This is a genomic window from Halomonas sp. ML-15 (genome assembly GCF_014779595.1).
GTDB lineage: Bacteria > Pseudomonadota > Gammaproteobacteria > Pseudomonadales > Halomonadaceae > Franzmannia.
The window spans coordinates 186,715-202,381 of the sequence record NZ_JACXZT010000009.1 but is presented as its reverse complement, the minus strand read 5'-3'; the positions used below and the strand labels follow the sequence as shown (position 1 = coordinate 202,381).

Sequence of the window (15,667 nt, the reverse complement as noted above, 5' to 3'; positions counted from 1 at the left end):
GTATGGGCCGGTTGCGAGCGTGCTTAGTCGACGACCCGGGTGGCCACTTCCAATCCACCGGTCAGCGTAAAGTGCAGCTCGGCGCCGCGCGGCAGCTCGCCGACGCCGGGGGGTGTGCCGGTCAGCACCACGTCGCCGGGCAGCAGCGTGAAGTGGCGGCTCATCTCGGCCAGCAGGGTCGCCACCGGGAACAGCATGTCGGAGCCTTCACCGCTCTGCACTCGCTCACCGTCGATATCCAGGCTGAAGGTCAGCGCGCTCCAGTTGGGCACGCGGCTGAGCGCCAGGAATGGCGATAGCGGGCAGGCACCATCGAAGCTCTTGGCGATCTCCCACGGGTAGCCCTTCTCCTTGAGCTGCGACTGGACGTCGCGCAGGGTCAGGTCCAGCGCCAGGCCAATGCCTGCCACGGCACGCTCGGCTTCCGAGGCGGTGGCATGGGTCAACGGCTCGCCAATCAGCAGTGCCAACTCGGTCTCGAAGTGCACATCGCCACGGGAGAACGGGGCATCGATCGGCTCGTCCAGCGGCACCGCGCAGGTCGACGGCTTGATGAACAGCAGCGGCTCGGTGGGAATCGGATTGTCCAGCTCTTTGGCGTGGTCGGCGAAATTGCGACCGACGCAGACGATTTTGCCCAGCGCGTGAGGAAATTCCTGGCCATCGGTAAAACGGGGAACAAAGCGCATGGCGGGATATTCTCCTGAATGAAAGGGAGGCGACGTCTTGGGCGTCGCTTGCATGATCAGCTTGACAGTTTACCGCAGCGGGCGCGCCAGTCCAGCGTGCCACTCGATGCACCGTTGATAGCGCCCGCAGGCAGCGCATAGTGCGCTATTGCCGCAGCAGATTGCCCGCGGTATTGAAGCGGTCTTCCAGGAAGCGGCCGTGGGCAGACAGCTCACGTAGCTTCCCGGCGTGCATGTCTTCGAGAATGGCCTCGGTTTCGGAGGCCAGCACGTCCAGTTGCTCCAGCACCATGTCATGGGCAGTTCTGCCCGCGTCGCCAATAGGGGCCTGCGCGACATCCTCGGGCAACTGGAGATAGCGCTCCAGGGTGTCCGGGAGATAGCGCCGAACAGTAGCCGCAATGGTGTACTGCGCCTGGCGACCGACGTTGCTGCCAAGATCGCTGTCCAGTACGGCATGTATGGCCCGGTCGATGCGTTCCAGCGGCTCGCGCATGGGCTCTGTCACCTGCCTTTCGGCGGTGTCCAGGGTATGACGCAACGCTGCCCGCAGGCTATCCGGGGTGTCGCTGGCGCCCTGCAGGCGCAGATCAACCTCGATGCCAAGCAGGCGTTCGACCCAGCCCGGCTTCGTGGCCCAGCTAAGACGGATGCCAGCGTACACTAGACACCCCAGAATACCGGCCAGCGCCAGGTCGAGCCCGGGCAGGCGCCAATGCGGCAGGGTCATGCCGAAATGCAGGACCAGTACGCCCAACGCACCGAGCATCCCGGCAACCGCTTCACGGACAATCTCGAACGGCTGCATCAGTGGACGGTTTCCCATGTTGCCATGACCATCACCAGGTGGTGGGTGGTGTAAAGGCTGCACTCTCCGCTTCGATCTCTACCACACGGAACACCACGCGACGGTTATCGGCACGCTCGTCGTCGGTGGAGATCGGACAGGGTTCACCATCGCAGAGCCCGGTGGCAGGATCTCTGATGCCAAGCCCTTCGCTAATCAGCTGACTGCGGTCCAGCCGCACATCGTGCTCATCCGCGAAGGCAAGCACGGAGCGCCGAACCGATGCGGCCCGGGCCTCGCTCAAGGTCAGCAGGTTGTCACGTTGCTGCTCGAGCAACTGCTCCGGCAGTCCGGCGGAGCGCCGCTGCAGGAAGAGGCTAGGATCAGCATGCCCTTCGATGGTCAGCAGAGCACCGCCGTAGCGCTGCGCAGCGTCGAGGACCTCGGCGAAGTCTTCGGCATACTGCTGGGCCGAGAAATGATCCTGGTCGGGCTGGAAATATATTTCGAACCTGACCAGAGTCTGCCCATCAATATCGCCGCCTTCCCTCTGCTCGGACAGCAGTGTCCTCGCGGCCTCCGGGTCGAAGGAGGAGAGTTCGGCACGGCGCTGGTCGAAGATCCCCTCCGCCAGGGTGCCATAGTCCAGCTCCGCCAACGTCAATGCCGGGATCTCGGATAGCAATCCCAGCGCCTGAAGCTCGGCGGCGATTTCTGCATTCAGTCTAGGAAAAGAGCGCAGACCTCCATCCTGCCGAGCCCAGTCAACGTTCCCCTGTACCCCAACCGTCTGCACCTGGCGCCACAACGTCCGCGCGGCTTCCTCCTCCTCGGGATCGCCGAGCAGATGATCCGCCACGGAGGACCAGTCAACGACCTGGGTGGTGACATCTTCGCGCACCTGCTCCTCTGCGTTGAACAAGGCTGTCACAAGGCCCTCGATCGTCTCGCGATTGGCCTCGAGATAATCCTGGCGCACGACATAGATCCCGGAGACGGCACGGTTGGCAGACTGGGAAGAGAGCAGCACAGAGGCATCGCCAGGCGCGCCCGAGTCCACCAGGAAGGCATCTACGCCCTCTTCATCGGTGAGCCACTTGGCTGGAGCGTCAGCCGTGACCAGCGTCGGGACCTCCCAGCTGTCAGCGGCCTGTTCCCTGCCGCTGCGGGTCGCCTCAGCGAGCAGGTCTAGCCCCGCTGCATAAGGGACGACGCCGATAGTGCTACCGCTGAGGTCCGCCATACTGTCAATGCCGCCATGCACCCGCAGCTCGTCGGCACCTACCGACCAGCCGTGCTGATAAAAGGCAACCATTGCGCTGTCCGCCTGCGCCTCCGTGGCCGCTGCCGCAAGCAGCGCCTGCCCCTGGGTCAGGCGCATGATGGGCGTCTCGCAGGCCATATAGGCTGCCAGTTGGGCCTGCAGATCCTGCGGTTGGCGCAGCAGCACGTCGAGCCCTTGCTCATTGAAAGGGCTGCCGTCGGCGGTCTCGGCTTCGTAGCCATTGGCATAGATCGGCACGAGATCGAGCCCCGAGCGAGCCAGGGGCAAAATCAACTCAGCGCTGCTATCGCATGCCTGGTACTGGCCGGCAACCTCGTCGGCCAACTGTTGATCCGTCGCTGCCTGGGCAATGGCAGAGGCACCGAGCGTCAGTCCGGTGAGCACAATGAGTTGGCGCATAGTAGAAACCCCTCGATTATTCCGCTTCCTGCGTAACCTGTACTCGCCTCTCACTCCGCTGCGGCGGCGTGGGCATCTCCGGAGCGCTGCATACGTTCCCGGGCCTTGTTGATCTGGCCGTCCAGGGACTCCACCGTCTGCTTCATATTGTCTAGCGCCTTGGTCTTGAAGTCCGTCATATCGTCCATGGTCGCGTAGATGTTATTGAACGCATTGGTGAGTTGATCCATGTCGATGGTGCTGCTGGCCGCCTGCTCGTGGATCTGGGCAGACTGTGTTCGCATGATCTCACTGGTGCCTTCAATGACGTTGCCGGTCGTCTCGTTGAGGGCCTGAATCTGCTCCAGCACCAGGCGCTGGTTAGTCAGTGCCTGCGCCACCACGGTGGCGGTGCGCAGCGCGGAGACCGTCACGCTGGTCGCCCGATCAACCCCCTTGATCAGCTCCAGATTGTTCTTGCGAATCATGTCCAGGGCCATGTAGCCCTGCACCGCGACTCCCAACTGCTGCTGAAGGTCCAGCACCTTCTGACGCATATAGAAGAGCATCTCCTCGCGCACCATCCGCGCCTTGTGCTCATTCTGAGCGGCAATCTCGTCGACGCGTTGCTCGAGCCGTGTATCGATGGCCCTGGCCAGGTAGACGTGCTCCTCGATGCTCTGCATTATCCCCCAGAGGTGGCGCTTCTCCTCGTCGATGGCGGCGTTGTCACGGCGCAGTTCGTCCTGGCCGGCATAGAGGCTGTTGATGATGGCGTCGAGGTGCGTCTGCGCAGACTGATACTCGCTGAAGTAGTCGTGGAGCCGGTTGCCCCAGGGAATAAAACCGAGCAGCTTGCGCGGCTGAAACAGATTATCTCGACGCGACGGATCTAACTGTTCCACGATGCGTCGCAGGTCGAGCAGCGAGCGTGAGACGTGGCTGTCACCGGATAGAGCCCCCTGATCCATGGCTCGGACCGGTTTGTCCAGCAAGCGATTGGAGACCTGTGCGGCCTCCTGCATCTGCTGATTGCCCAACTGGTGCGCCTGCTGGACGTGAGCACGAAACGGCTCACTCTCCGGCTCAGCCTCAATCACGCCGTTTACGAAGGCTTCGGCCTGGGCACCCAGTTCCGACTGACGCTCAGCGGGCAGCGGCACCTTGCGTTCAGCTTCTTCCGGCTCCACTGCAGGTGCCGGCGGCGGCGGCACCAGTGCCGTGCTCGTGTTGTTATCAGCAGTATCAATCGTATCGCTCATGTCACAATCCCGTGTGTTGTCCTCTGTATGAAACGCACTATGTCCTGTGGCCCGTCACCGTTACTGGTTGTCATTGCTGGGGAACCAGGACTGTACCTGGTCATTGTTGGCGTTGAGCCAATCGCGAATGGCCGTGCGATGCCCATCTACCTCGGCCGCCGCCATCAGTGCTTCCAGTTGATCCAGCTCGAACACCATGCGCTCGATAAATTCCGCCACCTCTGGCAGTTCCTCACGCAGCCCCTTGCGCCCCATGGCGTGAACGGCTTCCGTTTCAGGGAAGATGCCATCCGGGTCCTCCAGGAATCGCAGTTCATAAGCGGCCCACTTGCGGTGAGGCCGCCAAGCTGTCACGACAATAGGCTGCTCTTCCTCATACGCCCTGCCTAACGCCAGGGTCATGGCCGGCCCCGAGGACTCGGTTAGATCGAACGCATCAAGGCCATAGTGCTCTATGGCCTCACGAGTACCCACCATGAGTCCGGCCTCTGGGTCAATGCCGGTGATCTCCCCCTTGAACAGCTCCGCATGCTCGGCCAGGTCGGCAATGGTGCGAATGGAGTCGTCCACGTACTCGGGGACGGCAAGGCCCATGGAGGTGCCTTCATATAGCACCCCGAGATCCTCCAACTCATCTCCGTAACGCTCCAAGTAGGACGCATGGGTATGGGGCTGCCAGGACATCAGCATAAGGTCCAGGTTCTGTTCGGCCAGCCCCCGGTACTGGGCCTGGATGTTCGCGAGCGTCAGTTCCACATCGAGCCCGACACTGCCCAGGGTAAGGGCGGTAAGCTTGGACACCGCCTCGGCATCGCTCCAGGCGGTCCAGCCAATACGCACTTCCGGGCGTCCGAGGTCCGCCGACGCCAGCGGCGACCATATGGCTAGAGTGAGCACCAGCGCCAGAACGCGGCAAAAAGGAGAGTGCTGCTTGCGGATCATGGTGTATTCCTCTGATCTTCCATGCGGTTGTTCCAACGTGATTAGCGCCGCGCTACCACTCATGGGGCGGGCTGAAGGCACTGCTCTCGGCTTCCATACGAACGGCGCGAACCACTACGCGCATGTTGGATCGCCATTCGGCCTCGGTCTGCGGCGGACAAGGGTCGCCATCGCACAGTCCGGTAGCAGGCTCGTGGAGCCCCCGCCCTTCAGTGACGAACTGGCTCTCATCCAGCATGACACCCTCCCGGTCGGCGTAGGCCACCAGGCTCTCGCGCACTTCACGAGCCCGCGAAAGGCTGAGGTTCTCGGTCGACTGCCGAATAGCGCGTAGCTCCTCTTCACCGGCACCCTCGTGTCGGCGCTGCAGATACTTGAGGGGATCGGCATGGCCCTCGACGGTGAATACCGCACCGCCATAGCGGGTGGCTGCGCCGATGACCTCGTCGAAGTCATCGGCGTACTGCGCGGCGGGGAAGCCGGTCTGGTTCGGGTCGAAGGTAATGGTAAAGCGTGTCACGGTACGCTCATCGAGATTACCGTCGGCACGGCTCTGGTCGATGACGCGCGCCGCCTCTTCCTGGTCGAAATCGGGAAGCGCCACCCGGCGCTGATCGAAGATGCCCTCGGCGATGCTGCCATAATCCAGGGCGGCCACCTCCAGCGACCAGGGCTGACTGATGAGTCCCAGGGACTGCAGCCCCCGCCCCAACTCACGATTGATGCTGGCAAAACTACGAGGATGGTCCGGGTTAGCCCAATTGACGTTACCTTGCAGACCTACGGTTTCGACATGTGACCACAGGGTCTCGGCACTGGCCGTCTCCGCGGCGTCACCAAGCACGTGTTCCGCCACCGCGTCCCAATCGACGACCCCGGTTGCCACCCTCTCGCGCACGACCTCTTCGGCACCAAACAGCGCCGCGATGAAGCGCTCGACCTGATCCCGATTGGCCTCGAGGTAGTCGCGGCGCACCACATAGGCATGGGACACGACCCGGCTAGCGGATCGCGTGGACAGCGGGATATGGGCTCCGGCAACGGAGCCCTCTGCGCCGGTCCCACGCTCTCCGCCACTTGTGAGCACCAGGGCATCATCCCACCCCATCAAGGCCGCATCGATACGCTCATCATCGAAGAAGCGCGCTCCCGGGGAGTCGTCATACAGGCCATGGGCATGCTCTGAAAACACCAGCTCCGGGGATACCCAGTCAGCGGCATCGTCGCGTAGCCCCTGCCTCTGTGCCGAGTCCTCCAGGTGGGCGAGCAAATCCAGTTGCGGGCTGAACGCGCCGATCGCGATGCGCTTCCCGGATAAGTCCTCGGGTGTCACCAGTCCATCCCGTGCAACGAGATGATCCGCGCCGGACGACCACCCGTGATGGTAGATGGCCACCATGTCACTGCCCGGAACCTGCGCGGTGAGTTCAGCCACTAGCTGCAACTGCCCCTGGGTCGCTCTCAGAATTGGCGTCTCACAACGCAGGAAGGACTCGACCTGGGCAGGCAGGTCCTGACCGGCAACGAACTCCACCTCGAGGCCCTCCCGGTCAAAGTGGCTATTGTCCTGTGTCGTCAAGGCATAGCCATTGGCAAACAGGGGGACCAAGTCCACGCCCGAGCGCCCCAGCGGCACCCGCAGCGTATCGCTGGCTCGGCATGCCCGTACTGGCGCTTCCACGGCATCGTCCAGCGACGGCGTTTCGGCGAAAACGGTCGTGCTCATCAATGCGGTTGTCAGCCAGAGGAGTCCTGTTGCTAAGCGTGGTGACATTAGCTCTCTCATCGGTATTCCAGTTCAACCTCGACACGGGCGAGACGCTGCTGGTAGCGGCGCTCACTTTCCCCATCCCTCTGTTCCAGCGGCTCGCCGCGCCCCACCGCATGAATCAACAGGCGATCACTGTCGATGCCTTCATCGATTAGCCTGCGGCTAACAATCTCGGCGCGGGCACGGCTGAGTTCCAGATTAGCGCTGGCGTCACCACGCGTTCCCGAGTGCCCGACGATCAGCGCCTCGTAGCGCGGCTGGCGGCTCATAAGAGTCGCAATGCGGGCAATGTCTGTATCACTGTCCTCTGCGAGGGTGCGCCCTTGCTGGAAATCCACGGTGAATGAACGTGACTGCTGATCGCGGCCCACGAAACTGAGAGCCGCGGCCAGAAGGATGGCCAACAGGACCAGGACAAGACCAGAGATTCGCTTTGCATCCATTCGCTATCAACAATCCGTTCTTATAGTTTCTTGTTAAAGCACCGCTAGTCCAAGGCGATGTCACCTAGACCGACAGCGGTATCGTCATCACAACGGCGGGCGCCTATAAATATTCTTCCACCTGGACAGCAAACGCTTCGAGACAGCGCTCAGCCTTACACTGTTCCAAGTACCTTATGGGAAATGTCCCGAAAAACAGCGGAACTGTTCATCGATAATTCCCGCAATGGAGTCATGATAAACCGCTAGTACGCGAAGTACGGGAAGGATGGCAAAGGTGAACAGTCGTGCGGGGCGATGCATGGCCAAGGGTCCCTCCCTGGTTGAGAAATAGGCGCTCTGTCGTCCTTACCAGCGCTCTGCCTCGATGGGCGCTCCACCCGCCACCTCAGCAACCTTAGCCCGAGGATAAAACTAAGAGCGCAGCAAGACAAGTTCAGTGGACCATCATCAGCAAACGCCAAATTCTCGATTCACCATGACTTCAGCGGCCCTATGCTCAAATAACCAGCCCCCCAGCGCTCTGAAAATATCGAAGCCCAGCAGTTTCAGGCCCACTTGCCGGGCTCATAACTCCGCAGAGTAAATTGATCTGTCTGATGCTGAAACCGTCCCGCAGTAGCGGTCGAGAACTGGGTGTTCTCGACCATATCATTACACTCTAGAAAGGTTTCCCTGGGACGGATGCGCCAGGGACCGAGGGCCTGCATAGGCGAGGCCGGCGCCTCGGCATCATGCGTCGCTGATAGCGACCGTGGACGTCACGGCGACCAGGTCTCATCCGGCTGATGGGCCAGGAAGGACGGCCGTGGGCGCTTTGCCGCATAGGGCGAAGTGCAGCGGTTGTCACGCCGATTGTAAACAAAGAAGACGTTGCTGCGCGGATCTGGCGACATATTGGCGTTCGAGCCATGCAGCGTATTGCAGTCGAACAGCAGCAGCCCCCCTGCCGCCCCCGTAGGCGCCTCGATACCGTGCTGTGCGATCAGCTTACTGAGCGCCTCGCGGCTGGGCACGCCGAGCTCCTGCACTTTCAGTGACTGCTTGTGATGATCATCCGGCGTCTCGCCGAGACACGGCACGAACACCTTGTGCGAGCCTGGTATCAGCATCAACGGGCCGTTGAAGTGGTGATTGTCGGTGAGCACAATCGACGCACTCAGCGCATGCATCGCCGGCATGCCATCCTCGGCGTGCCAGGTTTCGAAATCGGAGTGCCAATTGAAGCCCTTGCCCTGAAAACCAGGCTTGTAGTTGATCCGCGACTGATGCACATAGGCCTCGCCTCCGAGAATCTGTTCGGCGCGCCCCATCAAGCGTGAATCCTGCGCCAGCTGCCGGAAACGCTCGGAGAGAAAGTGCACGGCAAACAGCGAGCGTATCTCGCTACCGTCCGGCTCAGTGATACTGAAATCGCGACCGGCGTATTCCTGACGCGCCATCAACACCTTGAGCTCATTGCGCATAGCATCGAGCTCTGCGCCAGTGAGAAAATCAGGTTCGAACAGAAAGCCCTGCCGCTCGAAGGTATCGAGCTGGTCTTGACTCAAGGGGCCATCCTCAGCGGCGCCCTTGACCACCGCCTCACGGCGCTTCAGCCACGGCATGTCGAGCGGCCGCGACAGGCGCGTTGGATAGGGATCACGTTGATCCGCAGCCGGTGAATGGTAGTGGGCATGGCGGGTAGCGGTCTGTACCGACATCCAAATCACCTCCTGATATCTGTGATCGGGTTGTAGATGCAGAAGCGTTCAGTCTTGGTGCAACCACCGCGCCGCCGCAGCAGCGTGCGGCGGCGCGAGGGTAGTGACGTGCCTGATCATGCATGGGGGCTGACGTTACCAATTCAAGCCCTTTCCTACCGCTGGCGCCATGCCGCTAGCGTGGTGCGAGTGGCGCCATCCCCAGCCGCCCGACGCCGGGGAGCTTGAGCGCCGGTCGCCGGACGTCGATGCCGAAGGTCAGGCCCAGCAGGGTAATCTCGAGGCCTTCGACCCGCGCTACGCTGACGCCGAACAGCCCACCCAGCGCCAGCTGGTAGCCGCTACCGCTGGTGGTCGGCGCCCAGCCCTCGCCGAACAGGTAGTCGCGCCCCACCGCGGTGACGGGCAGGGCGGCGTCGAACCCCGGCACCTCGCGTATGACCCAGGCGACGAAGGAGTTGCTGTTGGGCCCGGGCCAGGCGCGGTAGCGTTCGGGCTCCGGGTAGTCGGCAATGGCGGCGTCGATCAGCGGTACCAGTGCGGCGGCCGCCTCGCCGCGATAGTCGGCCAGCAGCGTCGGCGGATTGCCGAACCAGGCGCGATCCGGTGTATCGACGCCCGATACCACCGTGGGCCGCCGCCAGCTCAGCACATGGTGCAGGCGAAAGTCCTCCTCGCCCTCGGCGCGGGTCACGATCCAGGTGTGCACACCGAAGGCGCCACGCCAGCCGAAGGCGCGTGCGGCGTAGACCTGCACCACCGGCGTACCGGGCGTCTCCGGCGCCAACCCCGCGGGCGTACGATCCGCCGAGGACCAGTGGCGATCCAGCGGCACCGCGCCGCTGGCCAGCATCCATAGGGGGCCGGCCAGCAGCAGGGCAACCACCAGCAGGCCGACACCCACGCCACGCAGCAGCATTTTCACTGTTCGCACCTCCTGAGGTGAACGGCTAATCCTGGCACAGGGCTTGAATCCAGCCGCCGCGGCCCGCATGTTGCGTGTAAATCCGTCCGCTTCAAGGTCATAGTATGCCTATCGTCGATCCCCACAGCGGTCAGCCGCTAACCACACCCGAACCCGCCGGGGCTAACGGTGCCGCGCCGGCCGATGTCATCGTCGACATCGACATGAGCAACTTCCAGCAGGTCGTGCTGGAGGGCTCGATGCAGACCCCCGTGCTGCTCGACTGCTGGGCACCCTGGTGCGAGCCGTGCAAGAACCTGATGCCAGTCCTCGAGAAGCTGGCGCAGGAATACAACGGCGCCTTCATTCTCGCCAAGCTCAATATCGAGGAGCACCAGCAGATCGCCGCGCAGCTGGGAATTCGCTCGGTGCCCGACGTCAAGCTGATCATGCAGGGCCAGCTGTTCGATGAGTTCCAGGGCGTGCTGCCCGAAAAACAGATCCGCGAGTGGCTGGCGAAATATATCCAGCCCCCGGAAGACGCGCCGCAGAGCCCCGAAGAGCAGGCCCAGGCGGCCCTGGCCGCCGGCGATGCCACCACCGCACGCGGCATCTTCGAACAGCTCTCCCAGGCGCACCCCGAGCACGTCGATTACCGTATCGACCTGGCCGGCGCACTGCTCGCCGAGGGCAATGCCGCCCGCGCCCGCGCGGTGCTTGACGGCCTCGCCCCAGAGGATCGCGATGCGCCCAAGGCTCGCGGCGTGCGGGCGCGCCTGGAGTTCGGCGAAGAGGCCCCCAGCGCAGAGGAGCTGGCCGCGCTCGAGGGCCGCGACGACAGCGAAGCGCAGTATCTGCGCGCCCTACGCCAGGTCGCCGACGGCGATTACGAAGCCGGTCTCGACGCGCTGCTGGCGCTGATGCAGCGCGATCGCGCCTATGGTGACGATCTGGCCCGCCAGACCCTGCTGCGGGTATTCGATGCGCTGGGCGCCGACCACCCGCTGACGGTCACCTATCGGCGTCGACTGTTCGCCATGATGTACTGAGCCGCTAGCGCACTAGCGGCATAGGCGCGCGTCCAGTCTTGCCAGCGCCGCCTCCAGCTGCGCCTCGGTGGTGCCGAAGTTGAGCCGCACGAAGCCCGGCCAGCCGAAGTCGGCGCCGTCCGACAGCGCTACCCCGGTGTCGTGCAGCAGGGCCTGCTGGGGGCAATCACCGAGGCCGGCCTGGCGCATATCGAGCCAGGCCAGATAGGTCGACTGCGGTAGGTGCATGCTCACCCCCGGCCATGTCGCCACGCGCTCTGCCAGGCGCTGGCGATGCCCGCGCAGCACCTCGAGCAGCGCCTGACGCCAGGGATCGCCCTCGGCGTAGGCCGCTTCGGCGGCGACCAGCCCGAGCACGTTGGGGTCGGACTGCAGCCCCTTCATCTGGGCGGCGAAGCGCTGGCGCAGATCAGGGTCGGGAATCACCGCGCAGGCGCAGGTCAGGCCGGCCAGGTTGAAGGTCTTTGACGGCGCCCAGAGGGTAATGGTTCGCGCCGCCAGCGCCGGGAAGGCGGCCGCCAGCGGTTGATGTCTGGCGCCCTCGTCGAGCAGCAGATCGCAGTGCAGCTCGTCGGAGACCACCAGCAGGTCGTGCTTTTCCACCAGCGCGGCCAGCCCGGCCAGCTCCTCGGCCTGCCAGACACGCCCGGTCGGGTTGTGCGGATGACACCACAGCAGCAGCCGCGTATCGTCAGTGATCGCCGCTTCCAGGGCGTCGAGGTCGAGCCGCCAGGGTTCACCCGGCGCCGTCGGCTCGGCCAGCGGCGCCTGCTGCGCCAGCCGGCCGGTGCGCTCGGCGACCTTGAGAAACGGCGGATAGATCGGCGTGACGGTGAGTACGCCCTCACCGGGCTCGGTGAGCGCCATGCTGGCCAGGTGCAGCGCCGGCACCACGCCGGGCAGCCACAGCTGCCAGTCGGCGTCGATCGGCCACCCGTAGTGGCTGGCACTCCAGTCGCACAGCGTGCGTCGCAGGCTGTCGGGCACCATGCCGTAGCCGAATACGCCGTGGTCGACCCGCGCCTGCAGCGCCTCGATCACCGCCGGCGGCGACACGAAGTCCATATCGGCGACCCACAGCGGCAGTACGTCGCCGGCATAGCGATGCCATTTCTGCGACGGCCACTCGGGGTGATCGCCGCGGGTGTCGGGCGGATGCCGCCGAGCCACCGGCGTGGCAAAATCGAACTGCATGACGTCTCTCCACTCACTGGTCAGCCAAGGAATCGCCTTTGAACATGCCTGAAAGCCCCTTCTATGCCAAGGCCATGCGTGGCGCCTCGCGGCTGGTCGGCCACTGGCTGCTGCTGGGCCAGGCCGATCCCGACCGCCTGGCGATGATTCTCGCCGACACCGCCCGGGTGGCCAAGCTCGGCGAGCCCGAAGAGACGCCCGACGGCGCCACCCTGGGTGCCTGGAGCGGCGACGCTACGCCGCCGCTGTGGGCGGCCCGGTCCGCGACCTTCCTGCTGCTGCAGATGCCCGCCAGGCCGGTGCCCCGCGACGAGCTGGAAGCCTGCGCCTGGGCCTACTGCTGGCTGCGGCTGCGCCATTTCGACACCCTCGCCGACGCCCAAGCGGCGCTGCCGGCGCACCTTGCAGAGCCGCTGGCAGAGGCCCTGCCCGCGGCCTGGCACGATCATCAGCAGCTGCGCCTGATATGACCGCGTCTTTGCCCGAGGAGTCGACATGGATGTGCCACTGAGCTGGCAGCTGGCCAAACTCACGCTGTCGATCGGCCTGGTGCTGGGGCTCTCCTCGATTGCGGTGCGCGTCAGCGCCCGGGTCGCCGGCCTACTGGCCGGCTATCCGCTGGGCACCTCCATCGCCCTGCTGTTTATCGGCCTGGAGATCTCGCCCGCGTTCGCCACACAAAGCGCCGTGCACACCCTGGCCGGGTTCACCGCCACCCTGGCACTCGGTGCCGGCTACCTGGCCTGCGGCCGCCGCGACGGCCTAGGCGGCATCCTGCGTGGCTGCGCCGGCGGTTTCAGCGCCTGGCTGGCGGTCAGCCTGCTGCTGACCCAGCTCGACTTCACTCGCGTCACGGGCACCCTGACCACCCTGGCGGCGATCGTGGTAGTGACCTGGCTCTACCGGCGGGTGCCGGAGAGCCGCACGCCGCCCCCGGGGCGCTTCTCGTGGGCGGTGCTGGCACTGCGCGCCGCGCTGGCCGCGCTGATCATCGTGGTGATTACCAGCCTGGCGCACTGGGTGCCGGCCGCCTGGGCGGGCGTCATGGCCGCCTTCCCGGTGACCCTGTTCCCGTTTCTGATCATGCTGCATCTGTCGCATGGCGCCGCCCCGGTGGCCACGGTGATCAAGCACTTCCCCGCCGGCCTCGGCTCGCTGCTCAGCTACACGCTGTGCGTATCGCTGACCTACTCCACCCTGGGGTTGGGGTGGGGGACGCTGATCGGCTTTGGCGTTGCCACGCTGTGGCTGCTGGGCTGGTCGCAGTGGCTAAGCTGGCGCCGTGGACAGCGGGCGGCACAGGAGGCTCGCGCATGACCCCGGCCATCAAGACGTTGACACGCGCCAAGGTGAACTATGAGCTGCTGGAGTATCCCCACGCCCCCCGCGCGCCGGCCTACGGACTCGAGGCGGCCGAAGCACTTGGCCTGACGCCGGAGACGGTGTTCAAGACGCTGCTGGCGCAGCTCGATAACGGCCGGCTGGTCGTGGCCATGGTGCCGGTCAATGCCCAACTCGACCTCAAGGCGCTGGCGCGGGCCGCCGGTGCGCGCAAGGCCAGCATGGCCGACACCGGTGACGCCGAGCGCGCCACCGGCTATGTGGTAGGTGGTATCAGTCCGCTGGGGCAGAAAAAGCGCCTGGCGACCTTTATCGACGCCAGCGCCGAAGGCCGCGACCCCATACATGTCAGCGGTGGGCGTCGCGGTCTGGAGATTGCCCTGGCCAGTGCCGACCTGATCGCCCTGACTGCGGCTAGCCTAGCCCCCCTGGCTCGCTGATGGAGCCGACTGATCGGTTATGCTGTCAGACCAGTTACCCCTAGCTTCGGGAGCCAACATGGCGATCCGCTACAATCTCTGGCTGGACCCGGACAACACTGCCCAGCACCGCGCGGTGGAAGCCGACCTGGAGCGCTACTTCATGGAGCGCTTCGCCGACTACCCGCATATCCGGTTGTTCGGGGCCGACCCCTACGATTATGATGCCCCGTTCAATCGCCTCTACGACGTGCTGATGGCCCGCGCCGCCGAGTACTGCGAGCGTCAGTGGCGCTACGTGGCCACGCCGGTGCAGCTCAACCAGGCGTTCTTTCGCGCCGTAGGCCGCTCGAACAAATTCCTGCGAGATCCCGATGATGGTGCTCCACCCCGACACGATGCCTGACGCCCGCCAGTTGGCGATCATCTGCGAACAGCTGGGCCGCACGCCGCGCGGCATCCAGGCCCTGGCCGCCACCGACGTCGAAGGCACGCCGCTGGTGCTGCGCATGGCCTCGATCGTCGATGGCAAACCCTTCCCGACCCTCTACTGGCTCAGCTCCGAGCGACTCAAGGTGGAGATTTCGCATATCGAGGCGGCCGGGGTCATCAAGTCGCTGGAAGCGCGCCTGCAGGACGACCCGGTCTTCCTCGCCGCCTACCACGACAGCCACCGCGACTATGTCGCCCAGCGCTGGCAGCACATGCCCGCCGAACAGCAGGTCGAGGCCGAGCGCCTTGGCTATACGACGCTGCTCCGCGAGCGCGGTATCGGCGGCATCGGTAACTGGGACCAGGTGCGCTGCCTGCACACCCAGTACGCCCATCACCTTTGCGGTCACAACGTCATTGGCCAGTGGCTGGATGCCGAGTACGGCGTCGCCGACTGCCTGCCCTGAGCCGGCGCAGCGATGCTAGGATAAGGAACCATTCAAGGAGGACGCCATGGCCAATATTTGTGTCTATCTGGGCTCGCGCGAGGGTCGCGAGCCGCAGTTTCGCACTGCCACCGAGGCGCTGGGCGCCGAGATGGCGCGGCGCGGCCACCGCCTGGTCTACGGCGGGGCGCGCATCGGCCTGATGGGAGCGCTAGCGGATGCCGCCATGGCCGAGGGCGGCGAGGTGATCGGCGTAATGCCGCACCATCTGGTCGAGCGTGAGCAGGCCCATCACGGCCTCAGCGAACTGATCCGCGTGGCCAATATGCATGAGCGCAAGGCCAGCATGGCGGCGCGCGCCGAGGCCTTTATCGCCCTGCCCGGCGGCATCGGCACTTTGGAAGAGCTGTTCGAAGCCTGGACCTGGCAGTATCTCGGTCTGCACGACAAGCCCATCGGCGTGCTCGACACCCATGGGTTTTACTCGCCACTACTGGGCTTTCTCGACAATACCGTGGCCCACGGCTTCCTCGATCCCGAAACTCGCGCCAACCTGCTCTCCGCCGAGACACCCGCGGCGCTGCTGGATCACCTCGAACATCATCTGGCCGGCTGAGCGCGG

The 15,667-nt window shown here is 64.5% G+C and carries 17 protein-coding genes; 7 read left to right on the top strand and 10 right to left on the bottom strand.

Going from position 1 to position 15,667, the window contains the following annotated elements:
- Positions 1–23: 23 nt before the first annotated feature.
- The 9 genes from IEI94_RS06605 to IEI94_RS06565 all read right to left on the bottom strand — a co-directional run bounded on the left by IEI94_RS06605 (position 24) and on the right by IEI94_RS06565 (position 10,185).
- Positions 24–689 (bottom strand): fumarylacetoacetate hydrolase family protein, encoded by a 666-nt coding sequence (locus IEI94_RS06605; RefSeq protein WP_191166511.1) that lies wholly within the window; start codon positions 687–689, stop codon positions 24–26.
- A gap of 145 nt (positions 690–834) precedes the next feature.
- Positions 835–1,515, bottom strand: coding sequence for a hypothetical protein (locus IEI94_RS06600; RefSeq protein WP_191166510.1), 681 nt, complete (start codon positions 1,513–1,515; stop codon positions 835–837).
- Between the two features lie 13 nt (positions 1,516–1,528).
- A complete protein-coding gene (locus IEI94_RS06595) occupies positions 1,529–3,160 on the bottom strand; it encodes a hypothetical protein (RefSeq protein ID WP_191166509.1) in 1,632 nt (543 codons plus the stop codon).
- A gap of 50 nt (positions 3,161–3,210) precedes the next feature.
- Positions 3,211–4,401: a toxic anion resistance protein gene (locus IEI94_RS06590; RefSeq protein ID WP_191166508.1), complete on the bottom strand. Its 1,191-nt coding sequence runs from the start codon at positions 4,399–4,401 to the stop codon at positions 3,211–3,213.
- Between the two features lie 60 nt (positions 4,402–4,461).
- Positions 4,462–5,343: a glycine betaine ABC transporter substrate-binding protein gene (locus IEI94_RS06585; RefSeq protein WP_191166507.1), complete on the bottom strand. Its 882-nt coding sequence runs from the start codon at positions 5,341–5,343 to the stop codon at positions 4,462–4,464.
- A gap of 52 nt (positions 5,344–5,395) precedes the next feature.
- A complete protein-coding gene (locus IEI94_RS06580; protein ID WP_191166506.1) occupies positions 5,396–7,069 on the bottom strand; it encodes a nitrate ABC transporter substrate-binding protein in 1,674 nt (557 codons plus the stop codon).
- A gap of 56 nt (positions 7,070–7,125) precedes the next feature.
- On the bottom strand, positions 7,126–7,557 hold the full coding sequence (locus tag IEI94_RS06575; protein WP_191166505.1) for an OmpA family protein: 432 nt from the start codon (positions 7,555–7,557) through the stop codon (positions 7,126–7,128).
- Positions 7,558–8,318: 761 nt separating this feature from the next.
- Entirely contained in the window at positions 8,319–9,260 is a 942-nt protein-coding gene (gene thpD, locus IEI94_RS06570) for an ectoine hydroxylase (RefSeq protein ID WP_191166504.1), read from the bottom strand.
- Positions 9,261–9,435: 175 nt separating this feature from the next.
- The gene (locus IEI94_RS06565; RefSeq protein WP_318153368.1) at positions 9,436–10,185 is read right to left on the bottom strand and encodes a DUF3750 domain-containing protein; all 750 of its coding nucleotides are present in this window, start codon (positions 10,183–10,185) and stop codon (positions 9,436–9,438) included.
- A 104-nt stretch (positions 10,186–10,289) separates the two neighbouring features.
- Here IEI94_RS06565 and IEI94_RS06560 point away from each other — a divergent pair, with 104 nt between their 5' ends.
- A complete protein-coding gene (locus tag IEI94_RS06560) occupies positions 10,290–11,213 on the top strand; it encodes a tetratricopeptide repeat protein (RefSeq protein ID WP_191166503.1) in 924 nt (307 codons plus the stop codon).
- Positions 11,214–11,225: 12 nt separating this feature from the next.
- Here IEI94_RS06560 and IEI94_RS06555 read toward each other — a convergent pair whose 3' ends face one another.
- Entirely contained in the window at positions 11,226–12,407 is a 1,182-nt protein-coding gene (locus IEI94_RS06555) for a MalY/PatB family protein (RefSeq protein ID WP_191166502.1), read from the bottom strand.
- A gap of 44 nt (positions 12,408–12,451) precedes the next feature.
- On the opposite strand from IEI94_RS06555, the gene IEI94_RS06550 reads away from it, so the two are divergent.
- The 6 genes from IEI94_RS06550 to IEI94_RS06525 are packed head-to-tail and all read left to right on the top strand — an operon-like array spanning position 12,452 to position 15,661.
- Complete coding sequence (locus IEI94_RS06550; RefSeq protein ID WP_191166501.1) at positions 12,452–12,877, top strand: hypothetical protein; 426 nt, start codon at positions 12,452–12,454, stop codon at positions 12,875–12,877.
- Positions 12,878–12,902: 25 nt separating this feature from the next.
- Complete coding sequence (locus tag IEI94_RS06545) at positions 12,903–13,724, top strand: hypothetical protein (protein WP_191166500.1); 822 nt, start codon at positions 12,903–12,905, stop codon at positions 13,722–13,724.
- Positions 13,721–14,188 carry a Cys-tRNA(Pro) deacylase gene (gene ybaK / locus IEI94_RS06540; RefSeq protein WP_191166499.1) on the top strand — a complete coding sequence of 156 codons (468 nt, stop codon included), beginning with the start codon at positions 13,721–13,723 and terminating at the stop codon, positions 14,186–14,188. The genes IEI94_RS06545 and ybaK overlap by 4 nt, the downstream gene beginning before the upstream one ends.
- 58 nt (positions 14,189–14,246) lie before the next feature.
- Positions 14,247–14,573 carry a hypothetical protein gene (locus tag IEI94_RS06535; protein ID WP_191166498.1) on the top strand — a complete coding sequence of 109 codons (327 nt, stop codon included), beginning with the start codon at positions 14,247–14,249 and terminating at the stop codon, positions 14,571–14,573.
- On the top strand, positions 14,545–15,066 hold the full coding sequence (locus IEI94_RS06530) for a DUF501 domain-containing protein (RefSeq protein WP_191166599.1): 522 nt from the start codon (positions 14,545–14,547) through the stop codon (positions 15,064–15,066). The genes IEI94_RS06535 and IEI94_RS06530 overlap by 29 nt, the downstream gene beginning before the upstream one ends.
- Before the next feature lie 46 nt (positions 15,067–15,112).
- Positions 15,113–15,661 carry a TIGR00730 family Rossman fold protein gene (locus IEI94_RS06525; protein ID WP_191166497.1) on the top strand — a complete coding sequence of 183 codons (549 nt, stop codon included), beginning with the start codon at positions 15,113–15,115 and terminating at the stop codon, positions 15,659–15,661.
- Positions 15,662–15,667 lie beyond the last annotated feature (6 nt).

Coding starts and splice junctions, on each gene's coding strand:
- ybaK (WP_191166499.1), top strand. CDS start 13,721: ATGACCCCGGCCATCAAGACGTTGACACGCGCCAAGGTGAACTATGAG.
- IEI94_RS06550 (WP_191166501.1), top strand. CDS start 12,452: ATGCCTGAAAGCCCCTTCTATGCCAAGGCCATGCGTGGCGCCTCGCGG.
- IEI94_RS06530 (WP_191166599.1), top strand. CDS start 14,545: ATGGTGCTCCACCCCGACACGATGCCTGACGCCCGCCAGTTGGCGATC.
- IEI94_RS06535 (WP_191166498.1), top strand. CDS start 14,247: ATGGCGATCCGCTACAATCTCTGGCTGGACCCGGACAACACTGCCCAG.
- IEI94_RS06575 (WP_191166505.1), bottom strand. CDS start 7,557: ATGGATGCAAAGCGAATCTCTGGTCTTGTCCTGGTCCTGTTGGCCATC.
- IEI94_RS06555 (WP_191166502.1), bottom strand. CDS start 12,407: ATGCAGTTCGATTTTGCCACGCCGGTGGCTCGGCGGCATCCGCCCGAC.
- IEI94_RS06545 (WP_191166500.1), top strand. CDS start 12,903: ATGGATGTGCCACTGAGCTGGCAGCTGGCCAAACTCACGCTGTCGATC.
- IEI94_RS06560 (WP_191166503.1), top strand. CDS start 10,290: ATGCCTATCGTCGATCCCCACAGCGGTCAGCCGCTAACCACACCCGAA.
- IEI94_RS06580 (WP_191166506.1), bottom strand. CDS start 7,069: ATGAGCACGACCGTTTTCGCCGAAACGCCGTCGCTGGACGATGCCGTG.
- thpD (WP_191166504.1), bottom strand. CDS start 9,260: ATGTCGGTACAGACCGCTACCCGCCATGCCCACTACCATTCACCGGCT.
- IEI94_RS06525 (WP_191166497.1), top strand. CDS start 15,113: ATGGCCAATATTTGTGTCTATCTGGGCTCGCGCGAGGGTCGCGAGCCG.
- IEI94_RS06595 (WP_191166509.1), bottom strand. CDS start 3,160: ATGCGCCAACTCATTGTGCTCACCGGACTGACGCTCGGTGCCTCTGCC.
- IEI94_RS06605 (WP_191166511.1), bottom strand. CDS start 689: ATGCGCTTTGTTCCCCGTTTTACCGATGGCCAGGAATTTCCTCACGCG.
- IEI94_RS06600 (WP_191166510.1), bottom strand. CDS start 1,515: ATGGGAAACCGTCCACTGATGCAGCCGTTCGAGATTGTCCGTGAAGCG.
- IEI94_RS06585 (WP_191166507.1), bottom strand. CDS start 5,343: ATGATCCGCAAGCAGCACTCTCCTTTTTGCCGCGTTCTGGCGCTGGTG.
- IEI94_RS06590 (WP_191166508.1), bottom strand. CDS start 4,401: ATGAGCGATACGATTGATACTGCTGATAACAACACGAGCACGGCACTG.